The sequence below is a fragment of the Corynebacterium suedekumii genome, from assembly GCF_030252185.1.
Lineage (GTDB): Bacteria > Actinomycetota > Actinomycetes > Mycobacteriales > Mycobacteriaceae > Corynebacterium > Corynebacterium suedekumii.
In genome coordinates, this window is sequence record NZ_CP126970.1 from 412,851 (window position 1) to 432,623 (window position 19,773).

The window sequence follows — 19,773 nt, forward strand, 5'->3', positions numbered from 1 at the left end:
GATCAGCGGGGTCGCCCCGTAGCTGAAGGAGAGGTTCTCCCCGGTCAGGCTCATGACAGCGCCTCCCAGAAATCGTGGGCGGGCTGGGCACGCCACAGCTGGCGTGCATACCCGGTGAGCTCGTCGACGCCCGCCGCCACCGTGTCAATGGTGCCGTCGCGCATGACGGTGATCCGGTCCGCGACGGAGGCCGCGGTGATCATGTCGTGGGTGATGAAAAGGATGGACGCCCCGTCGGTGCGCACCTGGCGGAAGTAGTCCGTCACCTCGGTGACGGCCTTCGGGTGCAGGCCCGGGGTGGGTTCGTCGGCGATGAGCAGCTCCATGTCGTCGCTGACCGACGCCGCCAGACTCACCCGGCGCAGCATGCCGCCGGAGAGCTCGTGCGGGAAGCGCGTGGCGATCTCGGGGCCGAGGCCGAAGCGGGCCAGCTGCGCGATCGGGTCGGAGCCGGAGAGCGCGATGAAGTCGCCGATCTTCATGGTCGGGTCGATGTGGCCGGTGCCCTGGGGGACGTAGCGGACCCTGCCCTTGCGGTCGGCGTCGACAAGCTCGCGGCCGTGGAAGCGGACCTCGCCGGAGACGTGCGCGTTGGGGGGCAGCAGGCCGAGGATGACGTCGGCGAGCAGGGACTTGCCGGCGCCGGACGCGCCGACGACGGCGAGGATTTCGCCGGCGGCCAGGTCCATTGACACGTTGTCGAGCTGGACGACGTGGCGGCGGCGCAGCAGGCCGACGTACTGATGGAAGGCGACCGAGACGTCGGTGACGGTCAGGAGCGGGTCGGTGATCATTGGTGCCTCGAGACGGGGGCGAGCAGGCTGCGGAGCAGGTCCCCGCAGGCGTCGAGCACGGTGGCCAGGGTGACCAGCACGGCGATCGGGCCGAGGACGGCCCACCACTGGCCGTTGGAGAGGTAGCGCATGCCCTCGGCGAGGATGATGCCCAGCGAGGGGGTGGTCGGTTCGATGCCGAAGCCGAGAAAGGTCAGCGTCGACTCGTGGAGGATGGCGTGCGGGAACATGATCGCCAGGCCGACGAGGATGTGCGGGGTCAGTGCCGGCAGGAGGTGGTGGCGGATGACCCAGGCGCTCCCGTGGCCCTGGGCGCGCGACATCGCGACGAAGGGCTCTTCCTTGAGCTTGAGGATCTCGGCGCGCAGCAGCCTGGTCAGCGGGGGCCACAGGGTCAGACCGACGGCCAGGACGACGCCGCGCGTTCCTCCGCCGACGGCGAAGGCGATGAGGATGGCGAGCACGATCTGGGGAAGGCCGATGGTGGCGTCGACAAGCCAGGAGACGATGCGGTCGAGCCACCGTGACCCGGCGGTGGCGAGCACGGCGAAGAGGACGGAGACTGCGGTGGACACCAGCGCGGTGAGCGCGCCGATGCGGATGCTCAGCCACATGCCCTTCATCGTGCGGGCGGCCAGATCGCGCCCGACCCAGTCGGTGCCGAGCGGGAACTGCCAGCTCGGCGGGAGGTTGCGCTGACCCCCGGTGGGCTGGATGGCGGACTGCGGGTAGAGGCCGGAGGCGAGCGCGATCCCGAGGATCAGCAGGAACGCGACGCTGACCAGGACCAGCAGACGCCCGCGGTTGTTGCGCGGGTGGACGAGCCGACCGAAGCGCAGCCAGCGCAGGCCGAGCGCCCGGCCCCAGCGGTTGGTGTGCAGGACGTCGGCGCGGAGGAACTCAGGCATCGACGCTCCTCCTCACCCGCGGGTCGACGAGGATGGCGATGACGTCGGCGATGAGGTTGCCGACGAACACCAGCACCGCGGACAGGGTGACCGCGCCCAGCAGCAGCGGGACGTCCGAGGCGATCGCCGCCTTGGTGATCAGCGCGCCCAGACCGTGGTAGGAGAAAACGACCTCGGCCAGGGCGGAGCCGCCGAAGAGCATCGACAGCGAGGTGAACTGCAGCATCACCGCCGGCAGCAGGGTATTGCGCAGACCGTGGTGGCGGACGATCCCCCAGGTGCCCAGGCCACGGGTGCGGGCGAAGCGGGCCATGTCGGACTCCATGACCTGGCTCACCGACTGGCGGGTGTGCAGGGTGACGTTGGCGATGGCGACGATGGCCACGGTGATCGCCGGCAGGACGGCGTGGCGCAGCCGGTCGAGGAAGGTGACGTCCGCGGAGACCATGCCCAGCGGCTGCGAGAGCCCCAGCGGGACCCAGCCCAGCTGCACCGCGAAGACGAGCATGAGCACCAGGCCGACGACGTAGGGCGGCGTGGAGGTGAGCACGTAGCAGGCAGCGACGATGGCGCGATCCAGCAGCGTGCCCCGGGTCGCGCCGGAGACGACGCCCAGCAGGTAGCCGAGTACGCCGGAGAGCACCCAGGCGATCGACATCAGCAGCAGGGAGTTGGCGATGGCGTGGCCGATGATGCCCGCGACGTCGGCGCGGTAGAGGTTGCTGACGCCGAAGTCACCGGCGAGCATGCCGCCGAGCCAGCTGACGTAGCGTTCGTACCAGGGCCGGTCCAGGCCCCACAGCGCGGTGATGCGCTCGACCTGGTCGGCGCTGACGCCGCGCTGCATGGACGCGACGTACTGCGCGACCGGGTCCAGGGGGGAGGCCTCGACCAGGACGAAGGCGACGAAGGTGACGCTGATCAGCAGGAAGAGCATCCTGGCCAGCGTCCAGGAGAGCCGTTTTAACGCCATTGCGTCAGATTCTGGAAGATTTGCATGCCGTGCCCGTGGCCGTGGGTGATCTGCTCGCCGATGTCGACGCGGTCGTTGATGAAGTACAGGTGATCGCGGCGCAGGATCCACAGCATGGACACGTCACCGGTCTCCGGGTGGGAGGAGGCGCCCGCGGCCTGGGCGGCCTGCCACTCCGGGATGGATTCACCCAGGGTGTCCGCGAGGCGGGCCCTGGTCAGGTGCTCGTCCACCTCCGGGTCGGAGTAGTTGGGCATGTTGTTGTAGCTCACGCCGACGGACTCGGAGGAGTAGGTGTCCCACAGCTCCTTCGGGCTCAGCGAGCCGAGCGCGAAAACGACGGCCTTGGACTTGCCCTCGGCGTAGATGTCGTCCCAGGTCGCCCCCTCCGGCTCGAAACGGATGCCGAGCTCGGCGGCCTGTGCGGCGAAGGACTCGGCCAGGTCGGCGCGCGCCGGGTCGCTGGTGGTGTACATCAGGCCGACGACGGCCTCGACGCCGTCCTTGTCGACGGTGCCGTCGCCGTTGGTGTCGATCCACCCGGCGTCGGCAAGCAGCTTCTTCGCGCCCTCGGGGTCGGCGTCGGCGAAGCGGACGTCCTCGGTGCCCCACGGCAGCGTGTCGGCGACGGAGTAGGCCGGCTCGCCGTAGCCGGCGACGACGATGTCGTTGAGTTCCCGGCGGTCGACGCCCAGCGAGAGCGCCTTGCGCACGGCGGGGTCGGAGGTGACGTCGTTGCCGCCCGGCCCCTCGATGCCCATGGTTTCGGCGGTGCCGCCGGCCGGCTCGGTGGGCAGGGTGATGGCCATGGTCTCGACGGACTCGAGCTGCTCGAGGGTCATCCCCTCGAACTGGCGGTCGGCGTTGGTGTAAGGGACTTTCGCGACGTCGACCGTGCCGGCCTGGGCCGCGCTGAGGGCGGCCTCCTCGTCGGCCAGGTAGAAGGTGAGCTTCCGGTACGTCAGCTCCTCCGGGTAGTGCGGGTTGGCCTCCATGATCAGCTGCTCGCCGTCCTGGTACTCGACGACCCGGTACGGGCCGGAGGCGATCGGGTTCTGCGAGTAGCCCTCGCCGTAGGCGTGCTCCGGCAGGATGGCGATGGTCGCCGCCTGCGGGCCGAAGAGGGAGTCCGGCTGGACCAGCTCGATCTCGACGGTGCGCTCGTCGACGGCGCGGACCTCGGCGACGTTGGTGAGGTCGAACTGGGTGCCGTCCTCCTTGAGCAGGTCGTAGGTGAAGACGACGTCGGCGGCGGTGACCGGCTCACCGTCGGAGAACATGAAGTCCTCGCGCAGGTGGAAGGTCCAGACCGTGCCCTTGTGGGAGAAGTCCCTCGCCAGGTCGCCGACCAGCTCCATCTCGCCGGTCTCCGCGCTGCGGTTCCACTGCACCAGGGAGGAATGCAGCACCTTGTGCTCCTGGTGGTTGCCCCAGCCGCGCAGCGGGTCGAACTCGCCCTCCCCGACGTCGCCGACGGCGAGCACCAGCTCGTCCTCGGCGCGGGTCTGTGCGGTGGGGCCCGCCGTGGTCGAGTCCGTTCCGGAGCAGGCCGCCAGGGTCAGGGCGGCCACGGCCACCAGACCGGCGAGGGCGGTTGAGCGTCGGGACATAGGGTTCCTCCGGGCGTCGACTTCAATCATTCAATTGGTTATTTGATAATACGGTGTGGGAATACCTAATTCACCGCAACCCTCGGGCCGCGTGAAAAGTCCGGGTCCGACGGCGACCTGCCCGCCCAGCCCCGAGAGGGTCCGGGGCGGGTCAGGCAGTCGAGCCGGGCGGCGTCGCGTCAGTACTGACGCAGGGTGATGTCGCGGTGGCCGCGGAGCTGGCCGCGCACCTCCCCCGCGACGTCGAGAATGAGCTGGAGCAGCTCCTCGGTGCGGTTGCCCAGGGCACGCACGACGAAGCCGGGACGCTCGGTCGCGGTCACCGAGGCGATCATCGACTCGTCCGCCGCGGCATGCTCGTCGATCTTCGCACGCACGTCACGGATGAGATCCTCGGTGACGCCCGGGGCGAAACAGATGGCCGTCGCCACATGGGTGCGGCCACCCATGTAGAACTCCTTCTCCTGCCCGAACTCGCTGGAGAGCGGCTGGAGCTTGATGTTGTCGACCAGCGCGAGCTCGCCGCCGACGTTGACCACGTTGCGCAGGTGCGCCTGCTTGTACAGGAAGTGCCCGCCGTCCGGGGACCAGCCCGGGGTGACGATGTCCGAGAAGAACAGCGAACCGTTCGGGTGCACGTTGGCGGTGAGGTGCTGACGGAAGTCCGCGTCGCGGTAGAGAATCAGCTGATCCGGGATGTACTCCAGGACCGCACCCTCGGCGACGTTGAACTCCACGTTCTGCACCACATAATCGTCCGGGGTGCGGTAGACCTTGGCCGCCGACTGGTCGGTCAGCAGCGCGGACGCACCCTCGGCGACGTCGACCTTGATGCGGTAGGCGTCGCCGCCGACGTACCCGCCACCCGGGTTGACGATGATGTAGTACACCTGACCGGAGTCATCGAGGTAGTGCGGGCGGATGATTTTCAGCGCGCGGGAGTGGTACTGCGAGGTCGCGATGGACTTGCCGCCGCTGACCTCGATGCCGAGCTCCAGGACGCCCATCTCCTCGCGCGGAGGCTCATGGTGGAAGACGCCCGACGGTAGATCCCAGCCCATTAGTTGGCCAGATCCAGCATGAGGACGTCGTGACGGATCCAGTCGATCACCTTGTCCAGGCCTTCATCGGTCTTGAGGTTGGTCAGCACGAACGGCTTCTCACCACGGAAGACCTTGGAGTCGTCCTCCATGACCTTCAGGTCGGCGCCGACGTGCGGGGCCAGGTCGGTCTTGTTGATGATGAACAGATCGGACTTGATCATGCCCTGGCCCGCCTTGCGCGGGATCTTCTCGCCCTGGGCGACGTCGATGATGTAGATGGAGAAGTCGACCAGCTCCGGGGAGAAGGTGGCGGACAGGTTGTCGCCGCCGGACTCGACGAAGACGAGCTCCAGATCCGGGTGGCGCTCCAGGAGCTCCTCGTAGGCGGCGTCATTCATCGAGGTGTCCTCACGAATGGCGGTGTGCGGGCAGCCGCCGGTCTCGACGCCGATGATGCGGTCCTCCGGGAGGAGGCCCTCGCGGGCGAGGATCTTGGCGTCCTCGGTGGTGTAGATGTCGTTGGTGATCGCCGCCATGGAGATCTCGCCGTCGAGTGCACGGGTGATGCGCTCGATCAGGGCAGTCTTGCCGGAACCCACCGGGCCGCCGACGCCAATCTTGATTGCAACCATTGTGTCATTCCTTTCGTCTAACTTCTGTTTGATCGTCCCAATTTTAGGACATGAACATGCGGGAGTGAAGGGCCTCGTGGGCCATCTGGGCCACCTCGAGGCGGGGCGCCGCGACACCGAAATCGCTCGTCTGGTGGCGCATCGTCATCTCGATGGCCTGCTCGATCGCCTCATAGGCGCCGACCAGCACACGCTGGCCGGCGTCTTGGCCCAGCGGGATGGCTCGGATGGCGTTCTGGGTCATCGAGTTGGCCATCTGCATCAGGTACGCGGCGACCGCGTCCTCGACGTCGACGCCATGAGCGCCGAGCACCAGGCCCGCCGCGATACCCGGGTTGCCCTTGAGCTCGCGGGCATTGATCGCGGCCACGTACTCGGTGACCAGGTGGTCCTCCGGCGCCACGATGGCGGCGACGCGCGACCAGCGCTTGCCCATCGAGTTCATGGAGGTGCGGACCTCCTTCGGCGTCTGGCAAGCGTGGGCCAGCTGGTCCAGCTCGACCAGGAGCTGACGCTTCGTGGCGTCGTCAAGCTCGCTCTTCTGCAGCTCGACGGCGAACTTCACGGCCAAAGCCTCGTTGTAGCTGGCCTGACGCAGGTAGCCGTGCAGCCACCGGCCGTAGCCCTCGGCGTCGATGATGTCCTCGGCCAGGACATAGGTCTCGAGGCCGGCGGAATGGGCGAAACCACCGGTCGGCAAAGCGGAGTCGGTCAGGTGCCAGATGACCAGCTCTGCGCGACGGTTAGTGAGAGTGCTCAGCATGGCGGAATGCCTCCGGCATCACGTGCTCACCGCGGGAGAACGCCACATTGAGGTGCTCCAGGGTGTGCTCGACGGTGTGGTCGTAGCGGACGACCATGACTTCCTTGCCGAACTCGCTGTCGGCGCCGAAGAACTGCGCCTGCAGGTGACGGTTGCCCAGGGTGTGGGCCACGGCCAGCGCCTCGCGGATGGAGGCCGGGGCGATCACCAGGACGTCGGAGGCGGCCATGCGAGCGACGACGGCGTTCTCGCCCTCGCGCTGCAGGACGTCACCGTCGTAGAGCTCACGAAAGTCGTTGGAAAGACGCAGGGCGACCTCGTTGCCGCCCTCGGTGGTCACTCGCTGGACCCGCTTGAGACGGCTCTCATTGTCGAACACGGCGTAGTCGATGTTCAGCCCGTCGCGCTCGGCCTCGGTGAGATCGGCGAGGTTACCGGAGATCTCGGTGATAATCATGGGACTCTTTCTTCCAGATTGTGTAGAAAGCAGGTGTGTGGACAACAAAGGCGGGGTCGGTGTGAACCGCCCCGCCAGTGTTGACATCGGCCGGCGACGCTCCAGGCAGAGCGCGCCGCGTCGATTAACCCCTGAGACTAGTACGGAACTAGAACAGGAAGTAACGCTGCGTCATCGGCAGCTCGGTTGCCGGCTCGGAGGTGATCTCCTCGCCGTCGACGCTCAGCACGTAGGTCTCCGGATCAACCTTGATGTCCGGGGTGGCGTTGTTGAGCTTCAGGTCAGCCTTGCGGATGGTGCGCATGTTCTTCGCCTCGACGAAGGTGCGGTCCACGCCCAGCTCCTCCTCGATACCGGCCTCGATGGCGGCGGTCGGCAGGAAGGTGACGGAGGTGCGGCCGGCAGCAGCGCCGCGGGCGCCGAAAGAGTAACGCATGGTGCGCGGCTGCGGGGTCGGGATGGAGGCGTTGGAGTCGCCCATGATGGAACGGACGATGTAACCCGACTTCAGGACGATGCTCGGCTTGACGCCGAAGTACGCCGGCTCCCAGATGACCAGGTCGGCCAGCTTGCCCTCCTCCACGGAACCGACGGTGTCGGAGACGCCGGAGGCGATGGCCGGGTTGATCGTGTACTTCGCGATGTAGCGCTTGATGCGCTCGTTGTCGGCGTTGGCGTCGTCGCCCTCCAGAGCACCGAACTGCTCCTTCATGCGGTGCGCGACCTGCCAGGTACGCAGGACGACCTCGCCGACGCGGCCCATGGCCTGGGAGTCGGAGGAGGTGATGGACAGGATGCCGCGGTCGTGCAGGACGTCCTCGGCCGCGATGGTCTCCTTGCGGATGCGGGAATCCGCGAAGGCCACGTCCTCCGGAAGATCCGGGTTCAGGTGGTGGCAGACCATGATCATGTCCAGGTGCTCGTCCATGGTGTTGATCGTGTACGGCAGGGTCGGGTTGGTGGACGCCGGCAGAACGTTCGGCAGGCCAGCGACCTTCAGGATGTCCGGAGCGTGGCCGCCGCCGGCGCCCTCGGTGTGGAAGGTGTGGATGACACGGTCGCCGATGACTGCGATGGTGTTCTCGGCCATGCCGCCCTCGTTGAGGGTGTCGGTGTGGATGGCGACCTGGATGTCCATCTCATCGGCGACGGTCAGGGCCGTGTCGATGGAGTTGGCGGTGGCGCCCCAGTCCTCGTGGATCTTCAGGCCGATGGCGCCGGCCCGGATCTGCTCGCGCAGCTTCTCCGGATCGGAGGCGTGGCCCTTGCCCAGGAAGCCGACGTTGACGTTGAAGTCACGCGTCGCGCGGATCATGTGCTTGATGTTGGCCGGGCCGGCGGTGACGGTGGTGGCGTTGGTGGAGTCCACCGGGCCGGTGCCGCCGCCGATGAGGGTGGTGGTGCCGTTGTCGAGGGCTGCCTCGACCTGCTCCGGGGAAATGAAGTGGATGTGGGTGTCCACGGCGCCGGCGGTGACGATCTTGCCCTCGCCGCCGATCACCTCGGTGTTCACGCCCACGATGATGTCCACGTCATCCTGGATGTCCGGGTTGCCGGCGTTGCCGATCTTGATGATCTTGCCGTCCTTGACGGCGATGTCGGCCGTGTAGATGCCGGTGTAGTCGATGACGGTGCCGTTGGTGATGACCAGGTCCGGGGTCTCATCGGTGGAGGTGCGGGAGTTCTGGCCCATACCGTCGCGGATGACCTTGCCGCCGCCGAAGGAAACCTCTTCGCCGTACTTCGTGTAATCCTTCTCGACGCGAGCGATCAGCTCGGTGTCAGCCAGACGGATGCGGTCGCCGGTGGTGGGGCCGTGCAGCTCAGCGTACTGGCGGCGCTCCATTTCAAAAGACATTGTCTAAGTTCTCCTCTTAGCTCGCTACTTCTCGTTTATTCAGTGCGTTGGTTGAGTCGTATCCCCTGCAGGAAACGGTGTGCGGTTGGCCCGGGTAAGCCGGACCCGTGCACCCGCCTAGGCCAGGGAACCGTTGACCTTGCTGTTGAAGCCGAAGACCTCACGGGTGCCACCGAAGTCAACGAGGTTGACGGTGCGGGAGTCGCCCGGCTCGAGGCGGACGGCGGTGCCGGCCGGAATGTCTAGGCGCTTGCCTTTGGCCGCCTCGCGGTCGAACTCGAGCTCGCTGTTGGCCTCATAGAAGTGGAAGTGGGAACCGACCTGGACCGGACGGTCGCCCTTGTTGGTCACCTCGATGGTGATGGCCTCGCGGCCCTCGTTGAGGACGATCGGGCCCTCTTCCGCGACGAAGATTTCACCAGGAATCATGTCAAACTCTCCTTTTTGCGACAGTTGCGAGTCGATGTTTAGCGGATCGGGTTGTGAACGGTGACAAGCTTGGTTCCGTCAGGGAAGGTGACCTCGACCTGAACGTCGGCGATCATTTCCGGGACACCCTCCATGACGTCATCACGGGTGAGGATGCTGACGCCCTCGCTCATGAGCTCGGCGACGGTCTTGCCGTCGCGAGCGCCTTCCATCAGCTCTGCGGTGATGTAGGCGACGGACTCCGGGTGGTTGAGCTTGACGCCACGCTCCTTGCGACGACGGGCCACGTCTGCGGCCACGACGATCATGAGCTTCTCTTGTTCACGCTGGGTGAGGTGCATGAGTTCTCCTTGAAATGCTTGTTAGAGGTGAGTGCAATATGGATCCTGCAACCCATACTGCCGAAACTTGAACCGTTGTGCAGAGAAGCCGGCGATCAACGGCGGGTGCCTGCCGATCGCCGGCTTTTCAATTAGGTGCTGGGTGCTGTTTTCCCTGGCGGCGGGACGCCGTGGGCCGTCTTAGACGGCCACGTCTTCGTTTGCCTGGGCCGTGTCGACGGCCTTCTTCTTGAAGACTGCGTCGAACAGGCCGTTCTGGAACGCCACGCAGCCGAGGATGATGAGGATGCCCAGCCACTGCAGCAGGGACGGGATCTCACCGAACAGCGGCCATGCCACAATGACGGACGTCACCGGGGACAGCAGCAGGATGCCTGCGGACAGGACCGGCTCGAGCCAGACGGAACCGATCTGGACCAGGGTCCAGGCGGCAGCCTGACCGATGACGATCAGCACGATGAGGTTGAACCAGTTGTTGCCGTTGATCGGGTCACCCATCTGGACGGCGTCGAAGATCTCCGATGTCCTCCGGCATGTCCGGCAGAACCATCTGGCCGGTCTCCGGGTCCTTGGTCAGGACGCCGGTGGTCACGGCGAAGCCGTTGCCGAAGATCATGGCGATGATCGGGGCGACCATCTGGGCGATCATGGTCCACATCATCGGCTGGACGTAAAGGTCCTTGCGCGGTGCGGTGGTGGAGGCCTTCCGGGAGAAGTACAGGTAGAAGGAGTAGCAGATACCGGAGGTCAGGCCGAAGATGGTGCCCAGGACGGAGGTCTTGACACCGGAGATCTGGTCCGGACCGGGCATGGCCTCGGTGGGCTCGAAGACGCCGCCGGTCAGCAGCACGCCGACGATCATCAGCGGCAGAATCACGATGAAGGATTTCGGCAGCTTGTACTTGTCGAAGATCGTGGAGAGGATCGGGACGATGACGACCTGCAGGTTCAGCAGAATCGCGGCGATGCCGGAGCCGATCAGGAAGATGGAGAAGTTCCAGGCGACGAAGTCGATGCCCAGGAAGATGCCGGCGATGACGGAGTAGATGATGCCCTGCTTGGGCAGGCTCATCTTCTTCTTCATCTCGTGGATGGCCAGCGGGAGGAGGATGAGGGCGCCAATAGCGACGCGGAGGAATGCCTGGGTGGCCGGGTCCATGTTGGACGCCTTGACCCACAGCGGAGTGCCAGACAGGAACAGGGTGCCGATCAGAAGGATGATAACGGCCTGCGAGTGGCCGATCGTCGTTACCGGATTCTTTTGCAGGGAGGGGTGTACCGCCGCGCTCCCGGCCGTCGATTGATTGGTCATACTAGAGAGGCTAGCAGGCATTTCCCCAGAATCCAGATCATTGTCCAAATCTTTATTTACAGCACGCTTATACTATTTCAACTTGATGGCCCTCTTGTCGCCATATAGTTGCACCTTATACTTTTCAAGGCTCTTTTCCCACCCTAATATGGGGGTGGAATCGTCAGGCCCTCAAATCGCCCTCCGCGGTTCCTCGGCCCTTGAAATCGAACTCCCCGCCAAACTGGGACATTTTTCAAGTATCCATTCAGGCAACAGGCAGGAAGCCGCAGCCAGAGACACAGTCGAAACGTTTTTTGGTGGCAGTTCAGCTTTGTCAAGAGTTTTAACGTACAAGTACCTGCCAAAGTTCCCGTCGCGCTCCTGACGGCGGTGCAAAGGCGCGCCGACAGCGGCCAGTGCCCTACACTCTGAAACCCATGAAGACACTCAAAGTCTGGCAACTGGCCGCCCTGGTCATCTTCGGCATTCTCTTCGTCATGTTCCTGACCACCGCGCTCCTCGGAGACGACTGGATCCTGTGGCTCTACCCCGTCGCGGCGCTCGTCGGCGTCGCCATCACCCTGTGGGACGGCCCGGGGCGCAAGGAGCGCAAGCAGCTCGAGGCCACCGAGCGCGCTCAGGCGGACGCCGAAGAAATGGAGCGCGCCAAGAGACTCGCACGCAAGGAACGTAAGCGCCGCAACAAGGACGACAACTAGTCCGCCCAGGCCCCTCCCCCTCCCCCAGGGAGGAGAGCGGCCCCACACTCAGGTGCGGGGATCGTCTGCGGGGCCGCGCGGTGGACAGTCAGGCCACCGCGCGGCCCCGCTCACTGCGGTCCTGAAACGGCCGATCGTCAGTTGTGCTGCTCCGGCTTGACGATCGGGAACAGCACGGTCTCGCGGATGCCCAGGCCGGTCAGGGCCATGAGGAGGCGGTCGACGCCCATGCCGATGCCGGAGGTCGGCGGCATGCCCTGCTCCATGGCGGCGAGGAAGTCCTCGTCGAGGACCATGGCCTCGTCGTCGCCTCCGGCGGCCAGGCGGGCCTGATCCTCGAAACGCTCCCGCTGGATGACGGGGTCGACGAGCTCGGAGTAGCCGGTGGCCAGCTCGAACCCGCGGACGTAGAGGTCCCACTTCTCGGTGACGCCGGGCTTGCTGCGGTGCTGGCGGGTGAGCGGGGAGGTCTCGACGGGGAAGTCCTTGACAAAGATGGGGCCGTCCAGCTGATCCTCGCACAGCAGCTCCCAGATCTCCTCGACGAGCTTGCCGTGGCCCCAGCCGCCCTTGGCGGGGACGTCGAGGCCGATGGCGTCGGCGATGGCCTTGAGTTCCTCGACGCTGGAGTCGATGGTGACCTCCGGCTGGCCGGGGAACTTGCGCTGCAGGGCCTCGTTGAGGGAGGGGTACATCTCGATGACCTGCCACTGTCCGCCGAGATCGTACTCAGTGCCGTCGGCGAGCGTGACCACGTGCGAGCCGAAGACCTCCATGGCCACGGCCTGGATGAGACCCCTGATGGTGTCCATGCCGGTGTTGTAGTCGCCCCACGCCTGATAGGTCTCGAGCATGGCGAACTCCGGCGAGTGGGAGCTGTCGACACCCTCGTTACGGAAGTTGCGGTTGACCTCGAAGACCTTGTCGATGCCGCCGACGACGCAGCGCTTGAGGTAGAGCTCCGGCGCGATGCGCAGGTACAGGTCGATGTCGAGGGCGTTGGAGTGCGTCTCGAAGGGGCGGGCCGCCGCGCCGCCGTGCAGGGTCTGCAGCATCGGGGTCTCCACCTCGAGGAAGCCCTCGCCCTCCAGGTGGTGGCGCAGGGCCCGCATCACCCTGATGCGGGTCAGGGCGTTGGCGCGGGCCTGCTCGCGCATGATGAGGTCGGTGTAGCGGTGGCGCACGCGGGTGTCCTCGGACATGTCCGCGAAGGCGACGGGCAGCGGGCGCAGCGCCTTCGCGGCCATGGTCCAGGTGGTGGCCATGATGGACAGCTCGCCGCGTCGGGACGCGATGACGCGACCGCGGACGGAGACGAAGTCACCGAGGTCGACGTCGGCCTTCCAGGCGTCGAGCGCCTCCTGGCCGACCTCCGCCAGGGAGAGCATGGCCTGCAGCTGGGTGCCGTCGCCGTCCTGGAGGGTGGCGAAGCACAGCTTGCCGGTGTTGCGCATGAAGATGAGCCGGCCCGCGACGGCGACCTCGACGTCGGTCTCCTCGCCGGGCTGCAGGTAGGTGACACCCTCCCGCTTCTCGACGTCCGCGTCTTCCGCCAGCACCGCGAACCTCTCCCGCAGGTCACGCAGCGACGTGGTCCGGTCAACGGTGACGGGGTACGGCTCAACACCGGCGTCGATGAGCTTCTGCCGCTTCTCGCGGCGGATGCGCAGCTGTTCGGGGAGGTCCTGGGTATTCTTCTGCTCGGTCACGGGTTCCAAGGGTAGTCCATCGCGCACCCCGGCAGACAGTCGGCGACCGCCGTGATCCGCCCGGCCATTTAATCTGATATCAGATTCTGCTATTCTGATATCAGATTAACCCGTCACGAAAGGTCCCGCATCATGAGCACCCCGCACACCCACCACGACCCCGACCAGTCCCACGTCCCCGAGGCCGAGGTCGCCGAGCGCCCCGTCGGCCACGACGGCGCCAAGGTCGAGATCGTCGAGTCCCCCGCCTGGTCCGGCTCCACGCCGCTGGCCGCCGCCGTCCTCGTCGGCGGCATCCTGGCGATCATCGCCGGTCCCGCCCTGACCATCTGGGCCGGCATGCTTATCGACGGCGGCGACGCCGTCGGCAGCGTCCTCCTCCCGATCGGCATCCTCCTCATCGTCCTCGGCGCCGTCGCACTGCCGATGGTCCGCATCATCTCCCCCGGCCACACCCACGTCGTCCAGTTCTTCGGCCGCTACCTCGGCACCAACCGCACGACGGGCCTCAGTCTCGTCCCGCCGCTGGCCACCTCGAAGAAGATGAGCGTCCGCGTGCGCAACTTCGAGACCAGCGAGCTCAAGGTCAACGACCTCAACGGCAACCCGGTCATGATCGGCGCCATCATCGTCTGGCAGGTCGCCGACACCGCCAAGGCCACCTTCGCGGTCGAGGACGTCGAGGAGTTCATCCACTCCCAGGCCGAGTCCGCCCTGCGCCACACCGCCACGAGCCACCCCTACGACGGCGGCACGGCCCACCTGCCGTCCCTGTCAGGTTCCACGGACCTCGTCTCCCGGGAGCTCGCGGACGAGGTCGCGGCCCGGGTGAAGATCGCCGGCCTGGAGATCATCGAGGCCCGCATCTCCGCCCTGTCCTACGCCCCCGAGATCGCCCAGGCGATGCTGCAGCGCCAGCAGGCCGGCGCGATCGTCGACGCCCGCGAGACCATCGTCGACGGTGCCGTGTCCATGGTCGAGTCCGCCCTGGCCGAGCTGGAGAAGAAGCAGATCGTCGAGCTCGACCCGGAGCGCCGTGCCGCCATGGTGTCGAACCTGCTCGTCGTCCTGTGCTCGGACACCAACGCCCAGCCGATGATCAACACGGGCAGCCTGTACACCTAGACCATGGCCCGCAAGAACATTCCGCTGCGGATCGACCCGGCCGTGCACGAGGCCATCGTCCGCTGGGCCGACGACGAGGCGCGCAGCGTCAACGCGCAGATCGAGGTGATGCTTCGCGACGCCCTGCGCCGCGCCGGTCGACTGCCCCGCAACGTCGGCGAGCTGCCCCGCCGCGGCCGCCCCCCGAAGGGCGACGCCACGGAGGACTAGTGTGTCCGTCATGGACACCACCACGGTCGAGACGACCGTCACCGTTGTCGCCGGCCTGCTGCTGATCGTCGGCGTCCTGGGCACGATCATCCCGATCCTGCCCGGATCACTCCTGGTCATCGGCACTCTGCTGGTGTGGGCGTGGGTGCTCGGGTCGGCGGTGTCATGGACGACCGGAATCATCGGCATCGTGCTCGCGGTGATCGGCATGAGCTCATCGGCGATTCTCACCGGGCGGAAGATGCGCCGGGAGCAGATCCCCCACGGCCCCGTCATCTTCGGTGTGGTCGTCGGCATCATCGGCATGTTCCTCGTGCCGGTGGTCGGGCTCTTCCTCGGCTTCGCCCTCGGCCTCCTCGTGGCCGAGTACGTCCGCCGCAGGGACCTCGCGGCGGCGTGGCGTTCCTCAGTGGAGGCGCTGAAGTCCCTGGGACTCGGGATGCTGTTGGAGTTCGCCTTCGCCTCGCTCGCGGTCTTCGCTTTCGCCGTCGGGACGTTCCTGCACTTCAGCGGTTGAGGCCGGCACCGGGGCGACCGGGCGGCGACGGACGATGATCCAGAACGCCAGTACCAGCAGCAGGCCCATGGCCGAGACCTCACCGGTGGTCTCCAGCAGGATCCCCGTCTGGATCACCGACACCGAGGATCCCTCCGGGATGAGGATGAGCAGCTGGTCGAGGACGACGCCGAAAGCCACGAGAATGGCGGCGGCGCCGATGAACAGCCAGGAGTCCCGGCGCGCGGGGCGGGGCGCCCGGATGTGGGCGATGAGCAGCCCGATCCCGAGGACACCCGCCAGCCCGCCCCACACCGCGAGTTCGCCGCTGTCCTGCGGGCGCAGGCCGCCGATGGCGGGCAGGTCGAACTCCCGGACCAGGACCTCGCCGACGCGCTCGTGGAGCTGGAGCATGTCGTCGATGACGATGGCCGCCATGACCACACCCCAGGCGGCGTAGACGCCGATGCGTCTGATCGCCCCGGCGAAGAGCAGGAAGACCGATGCCAGGGCCATCTGGATGTGGCCGAGGATCTCCACATGGGAACCGTCGTAGTCACCGTTCCACCCCGGGTGGGAGAACACCGGGTGGAACGGTTCATCCGGGTGGTTGTATCCCAGATGGATGATGTTGCCGCCGATGAAGATGAGTACAAGGACCGCCTGGCCGACGGCCATGGCCCACACCAGTTGGCGGGAGCTCAGGCCGTCGATCTGTCGCTCGGCCATGCCCTGTGTCGTGCTGTTGTTAACCATTCGTTCACTATAGGACGAAAAGTGGAGACAATCCCGTGATTGGTCCGATCCCACATTCTTTCTAAAGGAACTCTCATGTGGGACGAGCGTTGTCTTGACTATCCGAGCAGCCAGTCATTCGGGGAGAACAGCTCGTAGCGGACGGACTTCGGGGCCTTCTCCGCGGGTAGCGACTCGAGGTCACGGCGGATCGCCCGGAGGAACTCGTTGCCGCCGCAGAGGTAGACGTCGGAGCCGGCGACCTCGTGGGCGGAGATGTCGATGAGTTGGCCGTTGTCGCGGTAGCTGTGGGCGACGGTGACGGACGGCAGCTTCTCCAGCAGGGCGGTGGTGTGGCCGAGTTGCGCGTGGGTGTCCTCGGAGGCGTCGGCGTGCAAGTAGGTGGCGGGGCGTTCCGAGCCGGTGCGGGCGAGGTAGGAGAGCATGCCCACCATCGGGGTGGAGCCGATGCCGGAGGACACGAGCACGACCGCGCTGTCGCCGTCCTCGAGGACGAGATCGCCGGCGGCGAGGGTGGCCTGGATGGTGTCGCCGACCTCGACGTTGTCCCGGAGGAAGGTGGACACCTCACCCTCGGTCTCCACGGCGATGGTGTAGTTGCCCGGCGCCTGACCGACGATGGAGTACTGGCGCAGCTGGCGGGCCCCGTCGGGCAGGACGACCCCGATGGAGGTGTACTGGCCCGGGCGGGCGGCGGTGAGGTCGCCGTCGAGGGTGTAGGTGGTCACGGTGTCGGTGAGTTCCTTCTTCTCCACGACCGTCACGTCACGGAAGACGTCGCCGGCCTCGACGCCGTCGGAGGCGTAGAGCTGCTTTTCGTAGGCGATGAGGACATCCGCCATGATCCAGTAGACCTCGTCCCATGCCTCGGCGACGTCGGCGGTGACCACGTCCTCGCCGAGGACCTCGACGATCGCGGCGAAGAGGTTGTCGTGGACGATCTGGTACTGATCCTCGGTGATGCCCAGGGAGACGTGCTTGTGGCCGATGCGTGCCAGCAGGTCGACCGGGTCTGGGGCGTCGGGGTCGACGAGCATGGTGGCGAAGGTGGCCACGGAGGCGGCCAGCGCCTTCTGCTGTTCACCGGATTTCTGGTTGCCGCGGTTGAAGGTGTTGGCCAGCAGTTCCGGATGGTTGCCGAACATCGTGCGGTAGAAGGTCTGGGCGATGGTGCCGATGTTCGCGCCGACGAGGGGCAGGGTGGCCCTGACGGTCCCCTCGTGCCCGGGGGTCAGGCGGCGGTCACGGGCGGTGGGTTCGGTGGTGACGAACAAGAGCGGATCTCCTCGGAGGACGGGGTGGGGTGACTGCGTTCCTATATTACACAGGTTTAACCGTGTTAATTCTTTGTTGGGGTCTGTACATGCCCCCCTCATAGCGTCCGGGATGCAGCAGACCGACTCCTCACCCAGTTCCCTGGAGGGCACCATGGCACTGAAGGGCCTCAACCTTCTCAGCAAGCAGTTCACCTCATCCCGCAGCTCCCTGACCTGCACCTACAAATGCGGCAACGCCTGTTTCGGCGAATGCGAGAACACCTCCGACAACCCCTACTTCGGCGACCTCGTCTCCCGCCGCGCCGCTCTCAAGGCAGGCAGCCTCACCGTCCTCACCGTCGGCGGTGGCGCGGCGATGGCGTCCCTGGCGCCGTCCGCGGCCGCCCAGTCCTCAGGTTCCTCCGCGTTCGGATCGTCCCTGCCGGGATCCTCCGGCACCACCGGCCACGTGTCCGACCGGGGCCTGCAGTTCGAGGCCGTCGCCCCGAACGAGGACGACAAGGTCACCGTCCCCGCCGGTTACGAGCAGTCCGTCCTCATCGCCTGGGGCGACCCGGTCATCGAGGGGGCACCGGAGTTCGACATCCACAACCAGACCCTGGCCGCCGCCGAGCAGCAGTTCGGCTTCAACAACGACTTCGCCGGCCTGCTCCCCCACCCCACCGACGCGAACCGCCTCCTCTACGTCTGCTCACACGAGTACACCACCGAGCCGCAGATGTTCCCGAACTACGACGCCGACAACCCCACCGAGGAGCAGGTCCGCATCGGCATCGCCGACCACGGCCACACCATCCTCGAGGTCTCCACGGCCGAGGGCACCGGTGAGCTTACCCGCGAGTTCGGGCCGCTCAACCGCCGTATCACCGGCACCACCGAGTTCCGCCTCGTCGGCCCAGGCGCCGGCTCCGACTACGTCAAGACCTCCGCCGACCCAACCGGCACCCGCGTGGCGGGCACCTTCAACAACTGCGCCGGGGGCCTGACCCCGTGGGGCACCATGCTGTCCGGCGAGGAGAACTTCGACATCTACTTCGGCAACGCCGACGCCGTCGCCGACAAGCGGGCCCGCACCTCCGTCGCCCGCTTCGGCGCCGCCGAGGGCGAGTCCGACCGCAAGTGGGAGCGCTTCGACCCCCGCTTCGACCTGGGCCGCGAGCCCAACGAGTTCAACCGCTTCGGCTACCTCGTGGAGATCAACCCCTACGACCCGACCTCCACCCCCGTCAAGCACATGGCGTGTGGCCGTTTTCAAGCACGAGGCCGGCAACATCCACCTCACCGCCGACGGCACCGTCGTCTGCTATTCCGGCGACGACGCCCGCTTCGAGTACCTGTACAAGTTCGTCTCCACGAAGAAGATGATCGAGGGCGACATGGCCCACAACATGACCATCCTCGACGAGGGCACCCTCTACGTCGCCGTCATGGCGGGCAACTCCCCGCAGTCCGAGATCGACGGTTCCGGCGAGCTCCCCTCCGACGGGGCCTTCGACGGCGCCGGCCACTGGGCGAAGCTCATGACCGTCGACGCCGCGGGCAACGCGCAGTCCCACGTCGACGGTTTCACCGGCGAGCAGGTGGCCATCTTCACCCGCGAGGCCGCCGACGCCGTCGGCGCCACCAAGATGGACCGCCCCGAGGACGTGGAGATCTCCCCGGTCACCGGCAAGGTCTACATGGCGCTGACGAACAACTCCTACCGCGGCGCCGCGGAGAAGTCGAAGGAGGGCGTCATGGAGTACGCCCCCGTCAAGGAGAACAAGAACGGCCTGGTCATGGAGATCGTCGACGATCACGCCGGTGAGCAGTTCACGTGGAACCTCATCCTCGTCTGCGGTGACCCGGACGAGGCGTACACCTACTTCGGCGGCTTCGACAAGGCGAAGGTGTCCCCGATCTCCTGCCCGGACAACCTCGACTTCGACGAGTTCGGCAACCTGTGGATCTCCACCGACGGCAACGCCTTCGGTTCCAACGACGGCCTCTACGCCATGACCGTCGAGGGCCCCAACCGCGGTGAGCTCAAGTGCTTCCTCACCGTCCCCTACGCCGCGGAGACCTGCGGCCCGATCGTGCAGCGCGAGCGGGCCCTGGTCAACGTCCAGCACCCCGGTGAGACGGATGACGCGACCGTCGAGAACCCGGCCTCGCACTGGCCGGACGGCGGGAACTCCGCACCGCGCCCCGCTGTGGCGCAGGTGTGGAAGGCGGACGGCGGGCAGATCGGCGTCGAGTAGCGATCACCCCCACCCCGGGCCGTCAGACAGCAGACGTCTGACTGCCTGGGGTTTCCTACGTGTCCTGATCCACACATACCCCCTGGGGTGACCCTGGCCATGAGCTGTGAGACAGTTAACACCGTCACTATCAGATCCA

Annotated in this window: 18 protein-coding genes and 2 pseudogenes; 5 read left to right on the forward strand and 15 right to left on the reverse strand. The window is 66.5% G+C overall.

Annotated features, from left to right (window positions below):
- Window positions 1-50: 50 nt before the first annotated feature.
- The 12 genes and pseudogenes from QP029_RS02095 to QP029_RS02150 form a co-directional block, all read right to left on the reverse strand.
- A complete protein-coding gene (locus tag QP029_RS02095; protein WP_284875231.1) occupies window positions 51-794 on the reverse strand; it encodes an ATP-binding cassette domain-containing protein in 744 nt (247 codons plus the stop codon).
- Entirely contained in the window at window positions 791-1,702 is a 912-nt protein-coding gene (locus QP029_RS02100; RefSeq protein WP_284875232.1) for an ABC transporter permease, read from the reverse strand. Before QP029_RS02100 ends, QP029_RS02095 begins: the two co-directional genes overlap by 4 nt.
- Window positions 1,695-2,675 carry an ABC transporter permease gene (locus QP029_RS02105; protein WP_284875233.1) on the reverse strand — a complete coding sequence of 327 codons (981 nt, stop codon included), beginning with the start codon at window positions 2,673-2,675 and terminating at the stop codon, window positions 1,695-1,697. The genes QP029_RS02100 and QP029_RS02105 overlap by 8 nt, the downstream gene beginning before the upstream one ends.
- Window positions 2,666-4,285: an ABC transporter substrate-binding protein gene (locus QP029_RS02110; RefSeq protein ID WP_284875234.1), complete on the reverse strand. Its 1,620-nt coding sequence runs from the start codon at window positions 4,283-4,285 to the stop codon at window positions 2,666-2,668. Before QP029_RS02110 ends, QP029_RS02105 begins: the two co-directional genes overlap by 10 nt.
- Window positions 4,286-4,464: 179 nt before the next feature.
- The gene (locus QP029_RS02115; RefSeq protein WP_284876131.1) at window positions 4,465-5,292 is read right to left on the reverse strand and encodes an urease accessory protein UreD; all 828 of its coding nucleotides are present in this window, start codon (window positions 5,290-5,292) and stop codon (window positions 4,465-4,467) included.
- 53 nt (window positions 5,293-5,345) lie between these two features.
- Window positions 5,346-5,960: an urease accessory protein UreG gene (gene ureG, locus QP029_RS02120; protein WP_284875235.1), complete on the reverse strand. Its 615-nt coding sequence runs from the start codon at window positions 5,958-5,960 to the stop codon at window positions 5,346-5,348.
- A 43-nt stretch (window positions 5,961-6,003) separates the two neighbouring features.
- Window positions 6,004-6,723 (reverse strand): urease accessory protein UreF, encoded by a 720-nt coding sequence (locus QP029_RS02125; RefSeq protein ID WP_284875236.1) that lies wholly within the window; start codon window positions 6,721-6,723, stop codon window positions 6,004-6,006.
- Entirely contained in the window at window positions 6,704-7,180 is a 477-nt protein-coding gene (locus QP029_RS02130) for an urease accessory protein UreE (protein ID WP_284875237.1), read from the reverse strand. Before QP029_RS02130 ends, QP029_RS02125 begins: the two co-directional genes overlap by 20 nt.
- Before the next feature lie 148 nt (window positions 7,181-7,328).
- Window positions 7,329-9,038, reverse strand: a complete 1,710-nt coding sequence (gene ureC, locus QP029_RS02135; RefSeq protein WP_284875238.1) for an urease subunit alpha — start codon at window positions 9,036-9,038, stop codon at window positions 7,329-7,331.
- A gap of 117 nt (window positions 9,039-9,155) precedes the next feature.
- Window positions 9,156-9,467 (reverse strand): urease subunit beta, encoded by a 312-nt coding sequence (locus QP029_RS02140; RefSeq protein ID WP_284875239.1) that lies wholly within the window; start codon window positions 9,465-9,467, stop codon window positions 9,156-9,158.
- 38 nt (window positions 9,468-9,505) lie between these two features.
- Window positions 9,506-9,808 (reverse strand): urease subunit gamma, encoded by a 303-nt coding sequence (locus QP029_RS02145; RefSeq protein WP_284875240.1) that lies wholly within the window; start codon window positions 9,806-9,808, stop codon window positions 9,506-9,508.
- A gap of 180 nt (window positions 9,809-9,988) precedes the next feature.
- Window positions 9,989-11,120 (reverse strand): annotated as a pseudogene (locus QP029_RS02150) (DMT family transporter).
- Window positions 11,121-11,539: 419 nt separating this feature from the next.
- On the opposite strand from QP029_RS02150, the gene QP029_RS02155 reads away from it, so the two are divergent.
- On the forward strand, window positions 11,540-11,821 hold the full coding sequence (locus QP029_RS02155) for a hypothetical protein (RefSeq protein WP_284875241.1): 282 nt from the start codon (window positions 11,540-11,542) through the stop codon (window positions 11,819-11,821).
- A 137-nt stretch (window positions 11,822-11,958) separates the two neighbouring features.
- Here QP029_RS02155 and lysS read toward each other — a convergent pair whose 3' ends face one another.
- Entirely contained in the window at window positions 11,959-13,530 is a 1,572-nt protein-coding gene (lysS, locus tag QP029_RS02160; protein ID WP_284875242.1) for a lysine--tRNA ligase, read from the reverse strand.
- A 132-nt stretch (window positions 13,531-13,662) separates the two neighbouring features.
- On the opposite strand from lysS, the gene QP029_RS02165 reads away from it, so the two are divergent.
- The 3 genes from QP029_RS02165 to QP029_RS02175 are packed head-to-tail and all read left to right on the forward strand — an operon-like array spanning window position 13,663 to window position 15,382.
- Window positions 13,663-14,655, forward strand: a complete 993-nt coding sequence (locus tag QP029_RS02165) for an SPFH domain-containing protein (protein WP_284875243.1) — start codon at window positions 13,663-13,665, stop codon at window positions 14,653-14,655.
- A gap of 3 nt (window positions 14,656-14,658) precedes the next feature.
- Complete coding sequence (locus QP029_RS02170; RefSeq protein ID WP_284875244.1) at window positions 14,659-14,865, forward strand: type II toxin-antitoxin system antitoxin; 207 nt, start codon at window positions 14,659-14,661, stop codon at window positions 14,863-14,865.
- A gap of 10 nt (window positions 14,866-14,875) precedes the next feature.
- Complete coding sequence (locus QP029_RS02175; protein ID WP_284875245.1) at window positions 14,876-15,382, forward strand: DUF456 domain-containing protein; 507 nt, start codon at window positions 14,876-14,878, stop codon at window positions 15,380-15,382.
- Here the strand turns inward: QP029_RS02175 and QP029_RS02180 are convergent.
- The gene (locus QP029_RS02180) at window positions 15,272-16,117 is read right to left on the reverse strand and encodes a DUF8692 domain-containing protein (RefSeq protein WP_284875246.1); all 846 of its coding nucleotides are present in this window, start codon (window positions 16,115-16,117) and stop codon (window positions 15,272-15,274) included. The genes QP029_RS02175 and QP029_RS02180 overlap by 111 nt on opposite strands.
- Window positions 16,118-16,215: 98 nt before the next feature.
- Window positions 16,216-17,391: a globin domain-containing protein gene (locus QP029_RS02185; protein ID WP_432418696.1), complete on the reverse strand. Its 1,176-nt coding sequence runs from the start codon at window positions 17,389-17,391 to the stop codon at window positions 16,216-16,218.
- A gap of 154 nt (window positions 17,392-17,545) precedes the next feature.
- On the opposite strand from QP029_RS02185, the pseudogene QP029_RS02190 reads away from it, so the two are divergent.
- Window positions 17,546-19,634 (forward strand): annotated as a pseudogene (locus QP029_RS02190) (PhoX family protein).
- Window positions 19,635-19,773 lie beyond the last annotated feature (139 nt).